This window comes from Shinella sp. HZN7 (assembly GCF_001652565.1).
GTDB classification, from domain to species: Bacteria; Pseudomonadota; Alphaproteobacteria; order Rhizobiales; family Rhizobiaceae; genus Shinella; species Shinella granuli.
In genome coordinates this window covers 92,919-112,472 of sequence record NZ_CP015740.1, presented here as the reverse complement: position 1 = coordinate 112,472, position 19,554 = coordinate 92,919, and the positions used below count along the sequence as shown (strand labels likewise).

At 66.2% G+C, this 19,554-nt stretch carries 18 protein-coding genes; 7 read left to right on the top strand and 11 right to left on the bottom strand.

The features are described 5' to 3' along the window. Positions 1–254: 254 nt before the first annotated feature. The 5 genes from urtA to urtE all read left to right on the top strand — a co-directional run bounded on the left by urtA (position 255) and on the right by urtE (position 6,304). Positions 255–1,547 (top strand): urea ABC transporter substrate-binding protein, encoded by a 1,293-nt coding sequence (gene urtA / locus shn_RS29645; protein WP_064334140.1) that lies wholly within the window; start codon positions 255–257, stop codon positions 1,545–1,547. 288 nt (positions 1,548–1,835) lie between these two features. Beyond that, positions 1,836–3,455 (top strand): urea ABC transporter permease subunit UrtB, encoded by a 1,620-nt coding sequence (urtB, locus tag shn_RS29640; RefSeq protein WP_064334139.1) that lies wholly within the window; start codon positions 1,836–1,838, stop codon positions 3,453–3,455. Next, positions 3,452–4,615 (top strand): urea ABC transporter permease subunit UrtC, encoded by a 1,164-nt coding sequence (gene urtC, locus shn_RS29635; protein WP_064334138.1) that lies wholly within the window; start codon positions 3,452–3,454, stop codon positions 4,613–4,615. The genes urtB and urtC overlap by 4 nt, the downstream gene beginning before the upstream one ends. A gap of 5 nt (positions 4,616–4,620) precedes the next feature. Beyond that, a complete protein-coding gene (gene urtD, locus shn_RS29630) occupies positions 4,621–5,385 on the top strand; it encodes an urea ABC transporter ATP-binding protein UrtD (RefSeq protein ID WP_064334137.1) in 765 nt (254 codons plus the stop codon). Positions 5,386–5,608: 223 nt separating this feature from the next. Further along, positions 5,609–6,304 carry an urea ABC transporter ATP-binding subunit UrtE gene (gene urtE, locus shn_RS29625; protein WP_064334136.1) on the top strand — a complete coding sequence of 232 codons (696 nt, stop codon included), beginning with the start codon at positions 5,609–5,611 and terminating at the stop codon, positions 6,302–6,304. Between the two features lie 176 nt (positions 6,305–6,480). Here urtE and shn_RS29620 read toward each other — a convergent pair whose 3' ends face one another. From shn_RS29620 to shn_RS29600, 5 genes are all read right to left on the bottom strand, one after another. After that, complete coding sequence (locus shn_RS29620) at positions 6,481–6,918, bottom strand: pseudoazurin (RefSeq protein ID WP_064334135.1); 438 nt, start codon at positions 6,916–6,918, stop codon at positions 6,481–6,483. A 73-nt stretch (positions 6,919–6,991) separates the two neighbouring features. Next, positions 6,992–9,184: a PAS-domain containing protein gene (locus tag shn_RS29615; RefSeq protein WP_145926095.1), complete on the bottom strand. Its 2,193-nt coding sequence runs from the start codon at positions 9,182–9,184 to the stop codon at positions 6,992–6,994. Further along, on the bottom strand, positions 9,181–10,332 hold the full coding sequence (locus shn_RS29610) for an FIST N-terminal domain-containing protein (RefSeq protein ID WP_064334134.1): 1,152 nt from the start codon (positions 10,330–10,332) through the stop codon (positions 9,181–9,183). The genes shn_RS29615 and shn_RS29610 overlap by 4 nt, the downstream gene beginning before the upstream one ends. A 95-nt stretch (positions 10,333–10,427) precedes the next feature. Then, positions 10,428–11,114 carry a response regulator transcription factor gene (locus shn_RS29605; RefSeq protein ID WP_245337517.1) on the bottom strand — a complete coding sequence of 229 codons (687 nt, stop codon included), beginning with the start codon at positions 11,112–11,114 and terminating at the stop codon, positions 10,428–10,430. A 113-nt stretch (positions 11,115–11,227) separates the two neighbouring features. Further along, the gene (locus shn_RS29600) at positions 11,228–12,994 is read right to left on the bottom strand and encodes a PQQ-dependent methanol/ethanol family dehydrogenase (RefSeq protein ID WP_064334133.1); all 1,767 of its coding nucleotides are present in this window, start codon (positions 12,992–12,994) and stop codon (positions 11,228–11,230) included. Between the two features lie 203 nt (positions 12,995–13,197). Between shn_RS29600 and shn_RS29595 the strand changes: the two genes are divergently transcribed. Together shn_RS29595 and shn_RS29590 are read left to right on the top strand one after the other, a co-directional pair. Further along, positions 13,198–14,172 carry an ABC transporter substrate-binding protein gene (locus tag shn_RS29595; RefSeq protein ID WP_064334132.1) on the top strand — a complete coding sequence of 325 codons (975 nt, stop codon included), beginning with the start codon at positions 13,198–13,200 and terminating at the stop codon, positions 14,170–14,172. Continuing rightward, complete coding sequence (locus shn_RS29590) at positions 14,144–14,824, top strand: ABC transporter ATP-binding protein (protein WP_064334131.1); 681 nt, start codon at positions 14,144–14,146, stop codon at positions 14,822–14,824. Before shn_RS29595 ends, shn_RS29590 begins: the two co-directional genes overlap by 29 nt. Here the strand turns inward: shn_RS29590 and shn_RS29585 are convergent. The 6 genes from shn_RS29585 to shn_RS29560 are packed head-to-tail and all read right to left on the bottom strand — an operon-like array spanning position 14,764 to position 19,515. Next, positions 14,764–15,315: a tetratricopeptide repeat protein gene (locus shn_RS29585; protein ID WP_064334130.1), complete on the bottom strand. Its 552-nt coding sequence runs from the start codon at positions 15,313–15,315 to the stop codon at positions 14,764–14,766. The genes shn_RS29590 and shn_RS29585 overlap by 61 nt on opposite strands. Before the next feature lie 13 nt (positions 15,316–15,328). Then, positions 15,329–16,147, bottom strand: coding sequence for an ABC transporter permease (locus shn_RS29580; protein ID WP_064334129.1), 819 nt, complete (start codon positions 16,145–16,147; stop codon positions 15,329–15,331). Positions 16,148–16,167: 20 nt separating this feature from the next. Continuing rightward, a complete protein-coding gene (locus shn_RS29575; protein ID WP_064334128.1) occupies positions 16,168–16,881 on the bottom strand; it encodes an ABC transporter ATP-binding protein in 714 nt (237 codons plus the stop codon). A 6-nt stretch (positions 16,882–16,887) separates the two neighbouring features. Then, on the bottom strand, positions 16,888–17,340 hold the full coding sequence (locus shn_RS29570) for a hypothetical protein (protein WP_064334127.1): 453 nt from the start codon (positions 17,338–17,340) through the stop codon (positions 16,888–16,890). Between the two features lie 20 nt (positions 17,341–17,360). Next, complete coding sequence (locus shn_RS29565; protein WP_064334126.1) at positions 17,361–18,326, bottom strand: YVTN family beta-propeller repeat protein; 966 nt, start codon at positions 18,324–18,326, stop codon at positions 17,361–17,363. A 1-nt stretch (position 18,327) separates the two neighbouring features. Continuing rightward, positions 18,328–19,515 carry an ABC transporter substrate-binding protein gene (locus shn_RS29560; protein WP_064334125.1) on the bottom strand — a complete coding sequence of 396 codons (1,188 nt, stop codon included), beginning with the start codon at positions 19,513–19,515 and terminating at the stop codon, positions 18,328–18,330. Positions 19,516–19,554 lie beyond the last annotated feature (39 nt).

Here is a 19,554-nt window from a genome sequence, read left to right as displayed (position 1 = left end):
ACCCGCTGCATGGATCCTCGGGTCAAGCCCGAGGATGACGGAGAAGAGGGTGGTGAACCTCAACACACCAGGACCCTTCGTAACACAGATGCGGCGCCCCTGAAATTGCTGCGTTGCCGCAAACGATTCCCGCTTCCCCCCGGCAACTACGTAGAATGACGTATGTGCAGCGCAGCATGGCGGGCCGATAGTTCTCGCCCAGCAACGGCCCATCCACCCCGTTGCGGTCAAAAAAGAACAGAGGGGTTCAGACCATGTCCATCAAGGCACGCGCCACTGGCGCATTGCTCGCAGCCATTCTCTCGACCACGGCCTTTAACGGCGCCTTCGCGGCCGACGACACGATCAAGGTCGGCATCCTGCATTCGCTATCCGGCACCATGGCGATTTCCGAGACGACGCTCAAGGACGCCATGCTGATGCTCATCGAGGAGCAGAACAAGAAGGGCGGCCTCTTGGGCAAGCAGCTCGAAGCCGTCGTCGTCGACCCGGCCTCCGACTGGCCGCTCTTCGCCGAAAAGGCCCGCGAGCTGGTCTCGGTCAACAAGGTCTCGGCCGTCTTCGGCTGCTGGACCTCGGTATCGCGCAAGTCCGTGCTGCCGGTCTTCGAGGAACTGAACTCGATCCTCTTCTACCCCGTGCAGTACGAGGGCGAGGAAAGCCAGCGCAACGTCTTCTACACGGGCGCCGCGCCGAACCAGCAGGCGATCCCCGCCGTCGACTACCTGATGGAGAACGAAAGCGTCGAGCGCTGGGTGCTCGCCGGCACCGACTACGTCTATCCGCGCACCACCAACAAGATTCTGGAAGCCTACCTGATCTCCAAGGGCGTGAAGCCCGAGGACATCATGATCAACTACACCCCCTTCGGTCACTCGGACTGGCAGACGATCGTCTCCGACATCAAGAAATTCGGCTCGGCCGGCAAGAAGACCGCCGTCGTCTCCACCATCAACGGCGATGCCAACGTGCCGTTCTACAAGGAACTGGGCAACCAGGGCGTCAAGGCCGAGGACATCCCGGTCGTCGCCTTCTCGGTCGGCGAGGAAGAGCTTGCCGGCCTCGATACCGGCCCGCTCGTCGGGCATCTCGCGGCCTGGAACTACTTCCAGTCCGTCGACAACCCGGCCAATGCCGAGTTCATCAAGACGTGGAAGGCCTTCACCAAGAACGACAAGCGCGTCACCAACGACCCGATGGAAGCCCATTACATCGGCTTCAACATGTGGCTGAAGGCCGTGGAAAAGGCCGGCACCACCGATACGGACGCCGTGCTCGACGCGATGATCGGCGTCTCCGTGCCGAACCTTTCGGGCGGGTACTCCACCATGATGCCGAACCACCACATCACCAAGCCCGTGCTGATCGGCGAAATCCAGGCCGACGGCCAGTTCGAGACCGTGTGGGAAACCCCCGGCCTCGTGGTCGGCGACGAGTGGTCGGACTTTTTGGCCGACTCCAAGGACCTGATCGCCGACTGGCGCGCGCCGATGTCCTGCGGCAACTTCAACGTCGCCACCGGCAAGTGCGGCGGCAAGGGGTCGTGATCCGGTGGCTTGAGGAGAGGGGTGTAAGACCCCTCGCCTTGAGGGAAAGGCAATCGCCTCTGGTGCTGGCCCCCCCCTCTGCCCTGCCGGGCATCTCCCCCTCAAGGGGGAGATTGGATGGAGCACCGTTTCGCCCGTCACAGGCGGCGCTGTTTGAGCGCGGTGTTCACCTCTTGCCGATCTCCCCCTTGAGGGGGAGATGCCCGGCAGGGCAGAGGGGGGCAGCCGACGAACTGCCATCCCAACCCATTGGGATGGCCACATCACCCAACGCTTCGAGGTCATGAGATGCACACGCGGCTCATCCATCGTTTCCTGCAATGCCTGCTCGTCGCCCTCTGCCTGATGGCGACCGACCTCCGGGCGGCGGACGACCTGCGCAGCATGGTCAACGCGCTCGGCGGCGGCAGTTTCCAGCAGAACCAGAAACAGATCGAAGCGCTGGCGAAGACGGGCGATCCGAAGATCGTCCCCGCCCTCGAAGCCCTCGCCGAGGGCGATCTCTACCTGCGCAAGGCCGACGGCATCGTTTTCATCGTCAGGCCGGCCGGCGCGAATTTCAGGCTGATCGACGCGCTGACGGGCGACGACCTCGGCGAGGAGGCCAAGGCGGGGCTGGAAAAGGTCAAGGTCAACAACGGCCTGCGCCGCGCCATCCGCGGCGCGCTCAGCGGGCTGACGCTGATGAGCCCGGACGTGAACGTACGCCTTTCGGCCGCCGGCACGATCCTGCGCACGCCGACCGCCGACGCGCTCGACGGCCTGGAGATCGCGCTTGCCGCGGAAACCGACGGCGCGGTCAAGGCCGTGCTCGAAAAGGCCCGCGCCGCCGCCATCCTGGTGTCCGACCGCCCGGTGGAGGAGAAGAAGGCCGCCGTCGCCACCGTGGTCGAGACCGGCGGGCGGGATTCGCTGTCGCTGCTCTCCGGGGCGCTCGCCTCGGCCGATGAAAGCCTGCGCCCCGATATCGAGGCCGGCATCAGGCAGATCGAGGACCAGCTTTCGCTCTGGGCCGGCGCGCAGAACATCTGGTACGGCCTGTCGCTCGGCTCCGTGCTGCTGCTGGCGGCGATCGGCCTTGCCATCACCTTCGGCGTGATGGGCATCATCAACATGGCGCATGGCGAGATGGTCATGCTCGGCGCCTACACCACCTTCGTCGTGCAGGCCTATATCCGCGCCGCCTGGCCGGGCCTCTTCGAATGGTCGCTGGCCATCGCCCTGCCGCTCGCCTTCCTCGTCACCGGCGCCGTCGGGCTCGTCATGGAGCGCGGCATCATCCGCTTCCTCTATGGAAGGCCGCTCGAAACGCTGCTCGCCACCTGGGGCGTCTCGCTGATCCTGCAACAGGCCGTGCGCTCGATCTTCGGCCCGACCAACCAGGAGGTCGCCAACCCCTCGTGGATGTCCGGCGCCTTCGAACTCGGCGGCCTGACGGTCACCTGGAACCGCATGTGGATCATCGTCTTCTCGCTCGCCGTCTTCGCCTTCCTGCTCTTCCTTTTGAAGAAGACGCCGATGGGCCTGCAGATGCGCGCCGTCACGCAGAACCGCCGCATGGCTTCCTCCATGGGCATCCGCACGCCCTGGGTCGACGCGCTGACCTTTGCCCTGGGGTCGGGCATTGCCGGCATCGCGGGCGTGGCGCTCTCGCAGATCGACAATGTCTCGCCCAATCTCGGCCAGGGCTACATCATCGACAGCTTCATGGTCGTGGTGTTCGGCGGCGTCGGCAATCTCTGGGGCACGCTGGTCGGCGCCTTCTCGCTCGGCATCCTCAACAAGGTGCTGGAGCCCTATGCCGGCGCGGTGCTCGGAAAGATCCTCGTGCTCGTGCTCATCATCCTCTTCATCCAGAAGCGGCCGCGCGGGCTCTTCGCACTCAAAGGCAGGGCGGTGGAAGCATGATCACCTCGTTTCTCGCAAAAGCCCTCGGGCGCAACATCGTCATAACGGTCGCGATCCTGCTCGCGCTCGCCGCCCTCGTCCCGGCGCTGAACCTCCTGACCGCGCCGGACCACCCGCTGCATGTGCCGACCTACATCGTCTCGCTGTTCGGCAAATACCTCACCTATGCGCTGCTGGCGCTGGCGCTCGATCTCGTCTGGGGTTTCTGCGGCATCCTCTCGCTCGGCCACGCCGCCTTCTTCGCGCTCGGCGGCTATGCCATGGGCATGTACCTGATGCGCCAGATCGGCGCGCGCGGCTCCTACGGCAATCCGCTGCTGCCGGATTTCATGGTCTTCCTCAACTGGAAGGAGCTGCCCTGGTTCTGGTACGGTTTCGACATGTTCTGGTTCGCCGCGCTGATGGCGGTGCTGGTGCCGGGCCTGCTCGCCTTCGTCTTCGGCTGGTTCGCCTTCCGCTCGCGCGTCAACGGCGTCTATCTCTCGATCATCACCCAGGCGATGACCTTCGCCCTGCTGCTCGCCTTCTTCCGCAACGACATGGGTTTCGGCGGCAATAACGGCCTCACCGACTTCAAGGACATTCTGGGCTTCAACATCCAGTCGAACGGCACGCGCTCGGCGCTCTTCGCGGCCTCCGCCATCGCGCTCGCCCTCTCGCTGGTCGTCACGTCGGGCATCGTGCGCTCGAAATACGGAAAGATCCTCGTCGGCGTGCGCGACGCGGAAAGCCGCACCCGCTTCCTCGGCTACCGGGTCGAGCACATGAAGCTCTTCGCCTTCGTGGTCTCCGCCATGATGGCCGGTGTCGCGGGCGCGCTTTACGTGCCGCAGGTCGGCATCATCAATCCCGGCGAGTTCGAGCCGGCCAATTCCATCGAGGTCGTCATCTGGACGGCGGTCGGCGGGCGCGGCACGCTGATCGGCCCGATCGTCGGCGCCATCCTCGTCAATGGCGGAAAAAGCGTCTTCACCGCCGCCTTCCCGGAATTCTGGCTTTTCGCGCTCGGCGGTCTCTTCGTGCTCGTCACGCTCTTCCTGCCGCGGGGCATCGTCGGCACCGCGCGGCAGTTTTTCGAACGGCGCAAGGAGTATCGCAAGGCGAAGGCCGTCGAAGAGGCCCGCGCCTTTGCAGCGGCAGAACCCCAGGCGGCGGAGTAACCGGCATGAACACGCTCGCAAGCAATGCAAAGCCCAGCAGCATCCTCTATCTCGACGGCGTCTCCGTCTCCTTCGACGGCTTCAAGGCGCTGAATTCGCTCTCCTTCGTCATCGAGCCCGGCGAGCTTCGCGCCATCATCGGCCCGAACGGCGCGGGCAAGACGACGATGATGGATATCATCACCGGCAAGACCCGGCCGGATTCCGGCGAGGTCTTCTTCAAGGGCACGATCGACCTCACCCAGAAGGACGAGGCCGAAATCGCCCAGCTCGGCATCGGCCGAAAATTCCAGAAGCCGACGGTCTTCGAAAGCCACACCGTCTGGGACAACCTGGAACTGGCGCTCAACCGCAACCGCGGCGTTTTTTCGACGCTGTTCTATCGCCTGACCGCCGGGGACAAGGCGCGCATCGAGGAAATCCTCTCGACGGTGCGGCTGATGAACCGCAAGGACGACCTCGCGGCGAGCCTCAGCCATGGCCAGAAACAATGGCTGGAGATCGGCATGCTGCTGGCGCAGGAGCCGGAACTGCTGCTGGTGGACGAACCCGTCGCCGGCATGACGGATGCGGAGACGGCGGAAACGGCGATCCTGCTCAAGGAGATCGCCAAAACCCGCTCGGTGGTGGTGGTCGAGCACGACATGGGTTTCATCCGCGATCTCGGCGTGAAGGTGACCTGCCTTGCGGAAGGGTCTGTTCTGGCGGAAGGCTCGATCGATTTCGTCAGCGCCGACCAGAAGGTCATCGAGAACTATCTGGGGAGGTGAGGATGTATTCGGTGTTCCTGTCGTTGGAATTCGCTGCGGCGATGCCCCCCTCTGCCCTGCCGGGCATCTCCCCCTCAAGGGGGAGATCGGATGGGGCGCTGCCTCGCCCATCACGGGCCTTGCGTTGGAGCAATGCACTGACCTCTTGCCGATCTCCCCCTTGAGGGGGAGATGCCCGGCAGGGCAGAGGGGGAGCGGCCACCCGTTCGAACGGAGATTTTCCATGCTGACCGTCGAAAACGCCAACCTCCACTACGGCGCCGCGCAGGCGCTGCGCGGCATCTCGCTCACGGCCGAGATGGGCAGGATCACCTGCGTGCTCGGCCGCAACGGCGTCGGCAAATCCAGCCTGCTGCGCGCCATCACCGGCCAGCACCCGCTCTCCTCCGGCACCGTCGCCTTCAACGACGTGAAGCTCGACGGCATGGCGCCCTACAACCGCGCCAAGCAGGGCATCGGCTACGTGCCGCAGGGCCGGGAAATCTTCCCGCTGCTGACCGTCAAGGAGAATCTCGAATCCGGTTACGCTCCGGTGAAGCGCGCGGAACGCTTCATCCCGAACGAGATCTTCAGCCTCTTCCCGGTGCTGCAATCCATGCTCGGCCGGCGCGGCGGCGATCTGTCCGGCGGCCAGCAGCAGCAGCTCGCCATCGGCCGGGCGCTGGTGACGCGGCCGAAAATCCTCGTGCTCGACGAGCCGACCGAGGGCATCCAGCCGTCGATCATCAAGGATATCGGCCGGGCGATCAGATACCTGCGCGATTCCACCGGCATGGCCATCCTGCTGGTCGAGCAGTACCTCGATTTCTGCCGCGAGCTGGCCGACCACGTCTACATCATGGATCGCGGCGAGATCGTGCACGAGGGGGCGGCCGAGACGCTTGATACGCCGGAGGCGCGCCGGCACCTGACGGTATGACAATGCCCGAAAGCCAAACCGAGCCGCTCCCGGCACTGCTTTCGCGCCAGCAGCGTCAGCAGGCGGCTTGATGTGCCTATCGGGGCGGCCGTGCGAAAATCCGTCTGCCGAAGACGTGCGACGGCGCGAGGCGACTGTGATCTTCCCGGCGCGAAGGATCAGATCGACCGGAATTCCTATTGTGCCGCCAGGGTCTCGAAAGCGGCCTTCATGCGTTCCGCAGCCTTTGCCGGCAGCTTGACGGCCTCGGCGGCCTCGAGATTGGAGGGCGTGTCGCCGACGCGGATGAGGGCCACCATGCCCATGCTGAAATGCGGGGAGCATTTGAGCCCGTAATAGCCGGGTTCGGTGACGGTCAGAACGTATTCCTCGTTCACCTTGCTCTTGAAGGGCTTCACGCCCTCGGGCAGCATGCCCTTGATCCCCTCGACATTGTGGCTCTTGTCGGTCGGGATGAAACGGATCGTATCGCCGGGGAGGGCGGCGACGGCGGCAGGTTCGAAGACCATGTTGCCGCTCTCACCCTTGTTCATCATCTTGATCGTATGCTCGGCGGCCTGGGCCGCGCCGGCGGCCAGGATCGTCATGGCAACGGTCATGTAGAGCTTTTTCATGTCCTTCCTCCTCCATCGGGTGGAAGGGATGTTCCATGGCGGGGCACGGGCTGCAATTCGACCTTGGTGCCGGTCAATTGACGTGCAGCACGAAGGCTTCCAGCGCATCGGCGGCGATCGGCTTGTACATGACCTCGATGCCGGCGGCATCGGCGGCGAGGCGTGTCTGCGGTGTTCGGTTGGCGGTCAGGATGCGGGTCGGGCGTTCCCCATATTTGGCGCGCAGCGCCTGGACCGTCTCGATGCCGGTAAGAGCGCCGTCGAGTTGCTGGTCGACGAGGTAGAGATCGGGCACGATGCCGATTTCCTCCAGAAGGATGAGCGCCTCCTCCCCGCTTGCCGCCTCCAGGACGCTGACCCCGCGCCGTTCCAGCAGCAGCGCGATGGCCTCACGCAGTTCCACATCGTTCTCCACCAGCAGCGCGATGCGGTCGTTGTTGTCGCTCGGCTCTTCGGGAATCGTCGGCGTGGCCTCGAGATAGGCGGATTTCGGGTGAGGGCTGACGAGGGCGAGATCGACCGAGAAGCAGGTGCCGTGCTCCGGCTTCGACCGGAGCGCCAGCCGGTGGCCGAGAAGGGTGCAGGCCCTTTCCACGATCGCAAGGCCAAGCCCCATTCCCTCGGAGGCCGATGCCGAGCCCTGGATGCGGTGGAACTCCCGGAAGATCGATTTCTGCTCTTCCGCCGCAATGCCCGGTCCGGTGTCGTGGACCTCGATGCGCACCTGGCCGTTCATCCGGCGGGGGCCGACGAGAACGCGGCCCCGGGCGGTATAGCGGATCGCGTTGCTGATGAGGTTCTGCAGGATGCGGCGCAGATAGGTCGGGTCGCTCGACACCGTCAGGCTGCAGGGGAGGATATCGAGTTTCAGCCCCTTGCGCGCGGCGATGGGGGCGAACTCGTCGGTGAGCTGCCCGAGCAGCAGGGAGAGCGGGACCGGCCCGATATCGACCGCTGCCCCGCCGGCTTCCAGCCGCGAAATATCAAGCAGCGCCCCGAGGATGCCCTCCACGCTGGCAAGGGCATTGTGCGCCTTTTCCAGCGTTCCGCGCATCGGCGTTGCCTCCGCATCGTCACGGGCGGCGGCGACGAAGAGCTTCGCGGCGGAAAGCGGCTGCAGGAGATCGTGGCTGGCGGCGGCGACGAAGCGGACGCGGGCGGAGTTGGCGCGCTCGGCCTCCGCGAGCGCCGCCGCCAGGTCGCCGGTGCGGGCGGCCACGCGCGCTTCGAGCGAGCTGTTCGCCCGGATCATGGCGTGGATGGCCTGTCGTTCGCGCGTCACATCCGCGAACGACATGACGAAGCCCCGTCCGGGCATTTCCTGCGCGAAGACGTCGAGCACGATACCCGACACATGCTGAAGCTCGAAGGAGAGCGGGTTTCGTGGAAGCCGGCCGTCGACCCATGTGAGGAGCAGTTCGGCGGAGAACGTGTCGCCGAGACGGACATGGCGGGCGATGTGCCTTGCCAGAAGTTCAAACGGCGTTCCGCGCCGCAGCAGGCGCGGCGGGATGTCGAGGAGCTGCGCGACCCGGCTGTTCCATCCGGCAAGCAGGCGGTTGGCGTCGAAGATGCCGACGCCCTGGTTGATGTGCTCCAGCGTGGCGCGGATCATGCGGGCCTGGTCGTCCAGCAGCTTGCCGCGCTCCGAACGCTCCATGCGGATGATGTCGGTAATGTCGGTCTGGAGGATGACGGTGCCTCCGTCGACCGTCCGCTGCTCGCTCACCTGCAGCCACCGGTCGCCGGTCAATTCGACATTGAACACCTGCCGGGCCCGGTGCAACCGCATACGCTCCGCCACCCAGGCCGCCGGCGTCACGCCCGCCGGAAGGGCAAGCATGGCGGACTGGCTGGCGGTCTCCACATAGCCGGCAAAGGTTATGCCGGGCGAGAGCTTCTCGCGCACATCGGCAAGGTCCCGGCAGAAGCGCGAGTTGCAGAGCACGAGCACCTCGGCGGGATCGAACAGCGCAAAGCCTTCCTCGATCGCCTCGATGGCCTGCGACAGGTCGCGACGGGCCCTTTCGGCCGCGCTGTTGGCCTCGTTGAGCAGCTTCAGCGTGGCTTCGAGATCATGTGTGCGCTGGCGGACGCGCTCTTCCAGCATGGCCGCCCGGCGAAACTGTTCGAACGCGGCGCCCCGGTCGCCGGAACTCTGCTCGACGTGGCGCATCAGGGCGTCGGTGATGACGAGCATCTTTTCGAAGTTCCGGGCCTCGCCATCGGCAGGATCGAACAGGCCGTCGGAGATGCGGCCGTTCATGGGGTGTTTTCCGGAACGATGGTGCCGGGCGGGTAGAAGGCAAAGCCGGTCATCGTGTGATTGATATGCATGGGGCCGATCTGCTCGCCATAGGTGGAAAAGCCGATGACGCCGTGCTGGCGCAGGAGCTCCGAAACACGGCCGGTCATCTGCTTTTCCTGCGCTTCGATCCTTCGGAGAATGCAGTCGAAGGCGAGCACGGCGACCGGATCGGCCGGTTCCTTCAGCGCCTGCAATTCCGCCGAGAGGTGCCCGACGAGATTGTGCGGTTCGGCGATCGTCAGCACCATGCCCTCGTCGATCGCAGAGAAGAACAGCAGTTCGCCGGATGGCAGCACGCGCTGGATGGCGCGCACATGGTGGCATTCGCCCATGCGCACGGTGAGGGGGTGGATGGCGAAGGTCAGCGTATCGACGCTTTCCGGCTGCATGCCGATGAGGCGGGCATATTCGCGCACGGCAGGTTCCGCATTGATGCGCCGCACGATGCGGGCCTCGGGATCCGCCTCCGTCACGACCATCCGCCGCGCCGTCGGCCTGATATGGTCCATCTTGAACGGGCGCAGCGGACAGTCGCCGCGGATGACGGAGATGACGGCGGCATTGGCGAGAAGCCGTTTGCCGTCGAAGACGAGCGTTTCACGGAAATGCGTGCCGTCGCCGGCCGAGCCGCCGATCAGCGGCATTGCGCCGGTGGCGGCGGCGAGCGCCGAGGCAAGCTCGTCCTCGCGCGCCGAAAGCCCGTCGACGAGGAGCAGGGCGAACTCCTCCGCCAGGTGACCATGGTCGCGGGCGAGCGTCTGGCGGATATGCTGCAGCGCATCGGAAAGTTCGGCGGCGACGAGTTTGGAGAGATCGGGAACCAGCAGCGTCTCGGCGGCGAAGTGGCGGGCATGGAACCCGACTGCGACGATGCTCTCCTCGTCGTAGCCCGCTCCGGAAATCTCGCCCGCTGTGGTGCAGCCGGCGATCCTCGCGCCCGGCCAGGTCTTCGCCCCTTCTGAGACGATGGCGGCGACGTCGGCCTCCGGCGAGACGAAAAGCAGGACGAGCGCAAACGGACCGGGACCAAGGCCCGCGGCCAGGCGCTCGACCGGACGGCTCTCGTGCGCGGATACGAGCGCACGGGCGATATAGTGTTCATCCACGGGTGATGGCCTCCTCCGCCGTTCCCCCGTCCTCCATTTTAAAGCATCCCGCGCGGTGCAGCGCCAGCCTGGAATGCGGCCCTTGGCCGATGGTCTTAGGCGTCGGTGATCATGGTGGCGAAGCTCGCCTCCTGGGCGAACAGCACGGCCTGCATGCGCGTCTGGACGCCGAGCTTGCGCATGATGGCGGTGACATGCGCCTTCACGGTCGTCTCGGCGATGGAAAGCTCGTAGGCGATCTGCTTGTTCATGCGCCCGGCGCAGACGAGCTGCAGGATGCGGGCCTGCTGGCGCGTCAGCAGCGCAAGCCGCTTGACCGCTTCCTCCGACAGGCTGGGCACGGACCCTTCGAGCGCCAGGCGGCTCGCATGGATCTCGCCGCGCGCGATTACGGAAAAAGCCTCGCGGAATTCCTCGCGCGAGGCGTGTTTCGGCACGAAGGCGTTGATGCCGGCCTTCAGCGCCGCGCGCACGACGCGGACCTCGTCGAGCGACGAGACGACGACGATGGGCGTTTCCGGCGCCGCCTGGCGCAGGCGCACGACGCCGTCGAGCCCGTTGACATCGGGCAGGTTGAGATCGAGCACCACGACGTCGGGCCGGGGGCCGGCGGCGAGCCGCGCCAGCGCTGCCTCCAGCGTGCCGACGGCCTCGACATCCGGAATGCCGACCGGTCCCGTCAGCGTCATCGCCAGCGCGTCGCAGAACAGCGGATGATCGTCGACGATCAGCGCCTTTCTCAGCGTGTGAACAGGTTTTTCCGGCACTACAACTGGCATCATGCGAAATTCCCGATAGGGCTGGCGATAGCTTAGCATCGAATTCATCCGTCTTCATCGGCCTTTCGGCCAGCGCCAAAGCAACAAAGCCGGGCGTTTCCGCCCGGCTTGTCATCTCAGTCCAGCGAGGCCAGTTGTTTTGGCAGGCGGAAGGTCCAGACCGTGCCGCCCTGGTTGAGGTAGTTGACCTTCTTGGCGACTTCCCCGCCCCAGAGCGGAACCGCGCCGCCCCAGCCGGAGATCACCGAGACATATTGCTCGCCGTCCTGTTCCCAGGTCACCGGCTGGCCGACGATGCCCGAGCCCGTCTGGAATTTCCACAGTTCCTCGCCGGTCTCGTTGTCGAGGGCGATGAAATCGCCTTCCGGAGTGCCGAAGAAGACGAGGCCGCCGGCGGTCGCCATCGCCCCGCCCCACAGCGGGGCGCCGTTCTTGTATTCCCACCTGATCTCGCCGGTGTTCGGGTCGATCGCCTTCAGGCTGCCGATATGGTCCTCGAAGAGCGGCTTGATGGTGAAGCCGGCACCGAGATAGGCCGCACCCTTCTTGTAGCTGATCGGCTCGTTCCAGATGTCCATGCCCCATTCGTTGGAGGGCACGTAGAACAGGCCCGTCTTCGGGCTGTGGGCCATCGGCATCCAGTTCTTGCCGCCAAGGAACGACGGCACGGCGAAGACCTGCTGGCCCTTCGCGCCGTCGGCCGCCGCCGCCGCATCGCCCGGACGGTTGTCCTCGTTGTAGATCGGCCGGCCGGTCTCGTCGATGCCCTTGGCCCAGGTGATGTTCTTCACGAAGGGATGGGCGGAGACGAACTTGCCGTCCTCGCGGTTCAGCACGTAGAAGAAGCCGTTGCGGTCGGCGGTGGCGAAGCGCTTGTTGCCGTCCTTGTCGACGAAGGGAACGACCTCGTTCACGCCGTCGAAATCCCAGCCTTCGCGCGGCGTCGTCTGGAAGTGCCACTTGATCTCGCCGTTCTCGGGGTCGATGCCGAGGCGCGAGGCGGCGTAGAGGTTGTCGCCCTTGTTGCCCTCCACCGGCGTGCCGGCATTGCGCAGGTGGCTGTTCCACGGGGCCGGGTTGCCGGCGCCGAAGACGAGCGTCCTGGTGTCCTCGTCATAGGAGCCGCCGAGCCAGGTCGCCCCGCCGCCGGTCTTCCACATGTCGCCCGGCCAGGTCGCGTTGAGCGTGCCGGTCATGGTGCTTTCCTTGCCCTTGAAGGTGCCCATGTGGCCTTCGATGACAGGGCGGGTCCAGACGAGCTCGCCGGTCTCGGCATTGCGCGCCTGCACCTCGCCGACGACGCCGAACTCGCCGCCGGAATTGCCCGTCACGACGAGGCCGTTCACGATCAGCGGAGCGGCGGTGTAGCTGTAGCCTTCCTTGTAGTCGGCGATCTTCTTGTTCCACACGACATCGCCGGTCTTGCGGTTCAGCGCGACGATGCGCGCATCGAGCGTGCCGAAATAGATGTTGTCGCCGAAGATCGCCGCGCCGCGATTGACCACGTCGCAGCAGGGAAGGATGCCCTCCGGCAGGCGGGCGTCGTACTGCCAGATTTCCCTTCCGGTCTTCACGTCGATGGCATAAAGGCGGCTGTAGGAGCCGGTGATGTACATGATGCCGTCATAGATGATCGGCTGGCTTTCCTGGCCGCGCTGCTTTTCGCCGCCGAGCGAGAAGGCCCAGGCCGGCACGAGATTCTTGACGTTCCCGGTGTTCAGCGTCTCCATCGGCGAGAAGCGCTGCAGGCCGCGTCCCATGCCGTTGGTCAAGACGTCGCCGACGGTTTCGGCGTCCCTGGCAAGGTCGTCCTCCGTCACGCCGGCATAAGCGGCGCTCGAACAGGCGATGGCCGCGATCGCGGCCAGTACGAGTTTCCTCATGGCATCCTCCCACTCCATGCCCGCAGCAGGACGCGGGCTCCACGAAGGGGATCATCGGCGCAGTTCCGGGAGGGTTGAATTGGACCTTGGTCGTAAAAGGCCCGTTCCGGCGGGTTTGGGGCATGCCCGACCCCCGTCAATAGGTCGTATATCGGGCCGTCGGGGAGATGGCTAGCATCACGGGATCAAGGGGAGGAGAGCCCATGACGATCCTGAAATCGCTTGCCGCCGCGGTCGCCGCCGCGCTCCTGTCATTCCTGCCGGCGCTTGCCGAAACGCCGGTCGTGCGCGCCGCGCTCCAGCTTTCCGGCACGGTGAACTGGGAAGCCGATACCATCCGCCACTACGGCTTCGACACGGCGAACGGCTTTACCATGGAGGTGAGGGATGTCGCCGGCGCGCCGGCGGCGCAGATCGCGCTCGTCGCGGGCGAGGTGGACATGATCGTCTCCGACTGGCTCTGGGTGGCACGCGAGCGCGCCGCCGGCCGCGATCTCGTCTTCATTCCCTATTCGCGCGCCGTCGGCGGGCTGATGGTGGCGGCCGACAGCTCCGCCAAGACCCTCGCGGACCTCAAGGGCAAGAAGGTCGGCGTTGCCGGCAGCCCCATCGACAAGAGCTGGCTGATCCTGCGCGCCTATGCGCAGAAGGTGGAGGGCTTTGACCTTTCGGCCACCACCGAGCAGATCTTTGGCGCGCCGCCGCTCGTCTACAAGGCGGCGCTCGATGGCGAGGTGCAGGGCGCCCTGAACTTCTGGAATTTCGGCGCCCGCATGCAGGCGGCGGGCATGCGCACGCTGTTGACGGTCGACAAGGCGGCCGAGGCTCTCGGGCTCGACCCGGAAACGCCGCTCGTCGGCTATGTGGTGCGCGGGGACGTGCTGAAGGCCCATCCGGGCCTCGGCGAGGCGATCGCGGCGGCCTCGCTTGCGGCCAAGCAAAGGCTGGCTTCCGACCCGGCCGCCTGGGAGCGCATCCGCCCGATGATGAAGGCGGCGAACGATGCCGAGTTCGAGGCACTGAAGGCGGGCTTCCTCGCCGGCACGCCGAAGCCGGGGGCGGTCGATGAGAAGGCGGCGGCCCGCATGCTCGCCCTCATGACCGAGCTTGGCGGTGCCGATCTTGTCGGGGACCTGAAGGAGCTGCCCGATGGTGTCTTCCATCATCCCGGCAGCTGAGCCGGTTCTCCGGCTCGATCTGGAGAAGGGCGGGCCGGGCCATGTGCTCGGCCCGCTCGCGCTTTCGCTGATTCCCGGCGAAACGGTGGCGCTGACCGGCCCGTCCGGCGTCGGCAAGACCTCGCTGCTGCGCATCGTCGCCGGCCTCGACGGGCGATTTGCCGGACGGCGGATGGCGACGGAGCGCATCGCGATGGTCTTCCAGGAGCCTGTCCTTCTGCCATGGCGCACGGCGCTCCAGAACCTCACCATCGTCGCGCGCATCGATGAGGCGGAGGCGCGGCGCTGGCTGGAGGATGTGGGGCTGGCGGGGCTCGGCGACCGTTTCCCGGGCATGCTCTCCCTCGGCCAGCAGCGGCGCCTCTCCCTGGCGCGCGCCTTCGCGTCCACGCCCGACCTGTTGCTGATGGACGAACCCTTTGTCAGTCTCGATCCGGCGCTGGCGGATGAGATGATGGGCCTGTTCGAACGTCTGATTGCCGCCCGCCCCTGCGCGACGCTGCTTGTGACCCATATCCGGGCGGAAGCCGAGCGGCTTGCCGGCCGCATCCTTCGTCTGGAAGGCCGGCCTGCGCGGCTTGCCGGGGAGGATCAGAAGGCCGGGGCATATTTCCCGTTGTCGGCGTCGGGCGTCACGACGTCGAGGTCGTAGCCGGCGCCCTTGAGGCGCCGTGCGGTGGGAAGGCCGCTTTCGGCCGCCTCGTCGATATATTGGCGGCCGAGCGCCCGGTTCTCGACGACGCCGCGGCCGCGCATCAGGTCGAGCCCGTAGTTGAGCTTGCCTACCGGATCGCCGGCTTCGGCCGCGCGGCGGTCCCATTCGGCAGCGGCATCCGGGTTTTCCGGGCCGCCGAGGCCGTTGTCGTGGAGCTGCGACATCCAGGTCATCGCCCCGCTCCAGCCGGCCGCGGCGCAGCGTTCGAAGAGCGCGCGCGCGATCTCGTGGCGGCCGGACTTGGTGATGTAGTAGCCGGTCGCACAGATCGTCATGCTGGTGCGGCCCTCCGCGACATCCTTCATGACGCGGCTCAGCGTCAGCTCCTCCGGATTGAGCGTGCCGTCCGCATCGGCTTGCGCCTGCGACAGGGCGGCGTTGGCGGGAAGCAGCAGGGCGGTGGAGAGGACGAGGATGGCAAGACGCATGGCGTTTCCCTGTTCAGGCCTTTCGTGCGGTGAGCCCGCGGGCGGGATCGTAGCCCCAGATGGCGACGAGGCCGAAGACGGCGAAGGCGGCGAGCGTGACGGCAAGCGCCGTCGGATTGCCCTTGGCATAGAGGGCGAAGCGGATCAGCTCGACGGCATGGGTGAAGGGATTGAGGGTGCACAGGTCGCGCAGGCGCGGCGAGGCCTCGGCCATCTTCCACAGCGGGTAGAGGGCGGAAGAGAGGAAGAACATCGGGAAGATGACGAAGTTCATCACGCCGGCGAAGTTCTCGAGCTGGCGGATGAAGGAGGAGAGCAGCAGGCCGAGCGCGCCGAGCATCATCGCGGCGGCGACCATGGCCGGAGCTGCGGCGAGATAACCGGACCAGGGGAAGCGGATGCCGTAGAGTGCCGCGATGGCGAGGAAGGCATAGGCCTGCAACACGGCGATGAGGCTGCCGGCCAGCAGCCGGCAGAACAGCAGCCACCAGCGCGGCAACGGCGCCGTCAGAAGCAGCCGCATGGAACCCATTTCCCGGTCGTAGACGAGGCTGAGGGAGGATTGCATGCCGCTGAAGAGCAGGATCATGCCGACCAGCCCCGGCACGATATAGATCTCGTAGGTGATGTAGGTCTGGTAGGGTGGTGTGATCGAGAGGCCGAGCGCCGCGCGAAAACCTGTCGCGAAGACGAAAAGCCAGACCAGAGGCCGCACCAGCGCCGCGATGAGCCGTCCGCGCTGGCCGAGGAAGCGCAGCGCCTCGCGGTGGAGAATGGCCTTGAGCGCAATAAGGGGATGGGATCGGAAAAAGCCGCTCGATCGCTGCTCCATTGCTGGAAAAGCCTCCGCGGTCATGTCCGCTCTCCTGTCAGGGCAAGGAAGCGAGCCGTCAGGTTGTCGCCGCCGATCGCACCGGCCTCGCCATCGGCCAGCACCCGGCCGCGATGGAGGACGACGAGGCGGTCCGTCGCCCGCACTTCGTCCACCAGATGGGTCGCCCAGAGAACGGTGAGCCCCTGCGATGCGAGGTCGTGCACATGCCCGGTGATGGCCGCGCGCGAGGCGGCATCCAGCCCGACCGTTGGCTCGTCCAGCAGCAGCACCTCGGGCCGGTGGAGGAGGGCGCGGGCGATCTCCATGCGTCGGCGGTGGCCGCCGTTCAGTTTCGCGGCCTTTTCTCCAGCGCGCTCGGCCATGCCGAGCCGTTCGAGTGCCGCCATGGCGCGTGTTTCCGCCTCACGCCCGGAAAGGCCGTGCAGGGCGGCGAAATAGAGCAGGTTGCGCTTGACGGTGAGGTCCGGATCGAGCGTCGAAGCCTGGAAGACGACGCCCATGCGGGCCAGCGCGGCGCGGGGCTCCCGCGCCATGTCGTGCCCCGCAATGGCGATGCGGCCGGTGCGCGGCGTGAAGAGCCGCGTGAGCATGCCGAACAGCGTCGATTTCCCGGCGCCGTTCGGCCCGAGCAGGGCGCAGAAGCAGCCGGGCTCGACGGAGAAGGACACGCCATCGAGCGCGCGTCGCGCGCCCCAGTCATGGCTGATGCCCTCTACCGTCAACCCGCCCATGGCTTGCTACTCTATGGTGATGGCGACCTGCTGGGTCTCGCCGGTGCTGCCGGGAACCTTCAGGTGGTAGCTGCCGGGCTTGATCGCAACGAAGCTGATTTCCGCATCGCCCGCCTCGTCGAATTCGAGGGAATCGACGCCGAGCGGCCGGATCTCGATGCCTTCGATGACGATCTCGTTGATCCAGATGGCCCGGAAGAAGCCCGCACCCTCCAGCGCCAGTTCCTGGCTGCCGTCAGCCTCGATCTTCAGCGTATAGTATTTCCCCGATTTCAGCGTCAGCGGCGCCTTGGAGACCGGCTGCCCGGCCGACAATGTCAGCTCCGGCAGCGTCTCGCGGTTGGATTTCGACAGGAGGCCGGCAAGGCCCAGGCCGGCCTCGGGCTTTGCATCGTCATCCGCCAGCGCCGCGAAGGGTATGGCGGCGAGCATGACGGCTGCCAGGATTGCTTTCTTCATCTTATCCTCCCTCTCAAAAATCATGGTCGGGTCGCCGCGCCCCAGGGGAAGCGGCCGACCTTGATGGATTTCACCGGCTCCAGCGTGGCGACATCGACCACGGTGACGTCGCCGGAGACGCCGTTGGTGGTAAAAAGCTGCGTATGGTCGGGCGAGAAGGCGAGGTGCCAGACGCGGCGGCCGACGAGCACATATTTCCGGACCTCGAACGTATCGGCATCGATCACCGCCACGTGGTTGGCCGGGCCAAGCGCGACGAAGGCCGTCTTGCCGTCGGGCGTGAACTCGAAGCCGACGGGCTGGATGAGGTCGGCATTGACGCCCGTGATCTCGAAACGGATCTTGGCCTTTTCCGCCTGGGTCGCGACGTCGAAGACGGTGATCGTGCCGCCGATCTCCGAGGAGACCCAGAGCTCCGTTCCGTTCTTGGCGAATTCGGCGTGGCGCGGGCGGGAATCGACCAGCGTATTGGCGAAGATCGTCTTCTTCTCTGCGTCGATCCAATGGGCCATGTTCGTCGTTTCCGACGTGGTGATGACGATCTTGCCGTCCGGCGAGACGGCCATGCCCTCCGGCTCGATGCCGACATTGATCTGGGCCACAACCTGCCGCGTCTCGACATCGACGACCGTCGTCACCGCATCGTCCTCGTTGGCGATCCACAGGTGCCTGTCGTCGGGGGCGAGCACGAATTGCTCCGGGTCCTCGCCGGAGGGCAGGTCGTGCAGGATCTCGCCGGTCGCCGGGTCCATCACCTGCACCGTGTCGCTGTCGGAGGCGCAGATATAGACGCGGCTGTGATCGGCGTTGAAGGTGATGCCGCGCGGCCTTTCGCCGGTCTTGATGGTGCGCACGACCTCGAGCGTTCCCGTGTCGATCACGGAGATCGTGTCGTCCTTCTCGTTCGTCACCCAGATCTCGCCGGCAAGGGCGTGAAGCGGGGCGGCCGCGAGCAGGGGGGCAATCACAAGGGCCGGAAATCTCATCTCATCCTCCAAAGGCGGCGCAGGCGCTTTCAGGCCGGTCGAGGCCCAGCGTGTCCATTTCGTTGGTCTGGTGCAGATAGCCGTCGAGCGGGGCAAGCTCGACCAGCGCGCGGGCATTGACGACCGCCATGGGTTGGCGGAGCTGCCCGTTCCAGGCGCGATAGCTGAGGCTGCGGCCCTTGAAGCCGTCGAGGGCGAACCTGTCCGAGAGGATGAAGCTGCGCAGCACGGCGGGATCGGCGGAATTGGTGCGCGTCACGGCTTCGCCGATCGTGCGCAGCGCCGTCCAGGCGGCATAGTCGCGTGAGCTCATCTCGCGGCCCGCCGCCTTCTCGAACCGGTTTTGAAGCTGCACGGCGGCCCATTGTTCGAGCACGGGCGCCCAGCCTTCGCCGCGCAGGCCGTCCGACCCCGCGACGGGGCGCGGCAGCCAGGTATTGTCGGCGACATAGCGGGCGAAATCGTCGGCCTCGTCGGCGATCAGCAGCACATCGTGATCGGGAAGATCCTGGGTGAAGAGCGGTATTTCCTGGCCGGCGGCGCGGCGCAGGTCCGTATCGAAGGTCCAGTCCTTCGAGGCGAGGATCTCGACGCCGAATTTCTGCGCCGAGGCGCGCAGCGTCCCGGCGAAGGCGCGGTCCTGCGGCTTCGGGCCGACGATCATCACCGTGCGCGTCCACCGCCGGGCCTTCAGCACCTGCATCAGGGCGTCGCTGCGCATGGCGTCCTCCGCCATGGTGTGCAGCAGGTTGGCGCGGCAATCGGCGTCGCGCAGCCGCCGCTCGCCGGAGGCGACGTTGAAGAGGAGGGCGCCCTCGGCTTCCTGCAGGTCCGCGACCGCGAGCATGCCCTCCGGGGTGGCGTCGAGGAACAGGATCTTCGAGGCGGCGAGCGCCTTGCGGGCGGCATCGAGGAAATCGCCGCCGGGCTCGACCGAGACGACGGCGAGGCTGTAGTCGTGGCCCATGAAGCTGCCGGTCGTCTTCGTGTCCGTCAGCGCCACCTCCGCCCCCGCGATGCCCCGGTCTTCCGGGATGGGGTCGAGATTGGAGAGCACGGGCGGCGCCTCCATCTCCTGCCGGAGATAGGCCATCGGTATGGCGATCGCGGCTGCGGCCGACGATGCGCAGCAGACGAATGCGGCCGCAAGGCAAAGGCTCCTGCGTCGCGCTGTTGGGCGTACCGGCATGTCTCATCCTCCCGGCAGCGAGCATGGCCGCAGAGGATG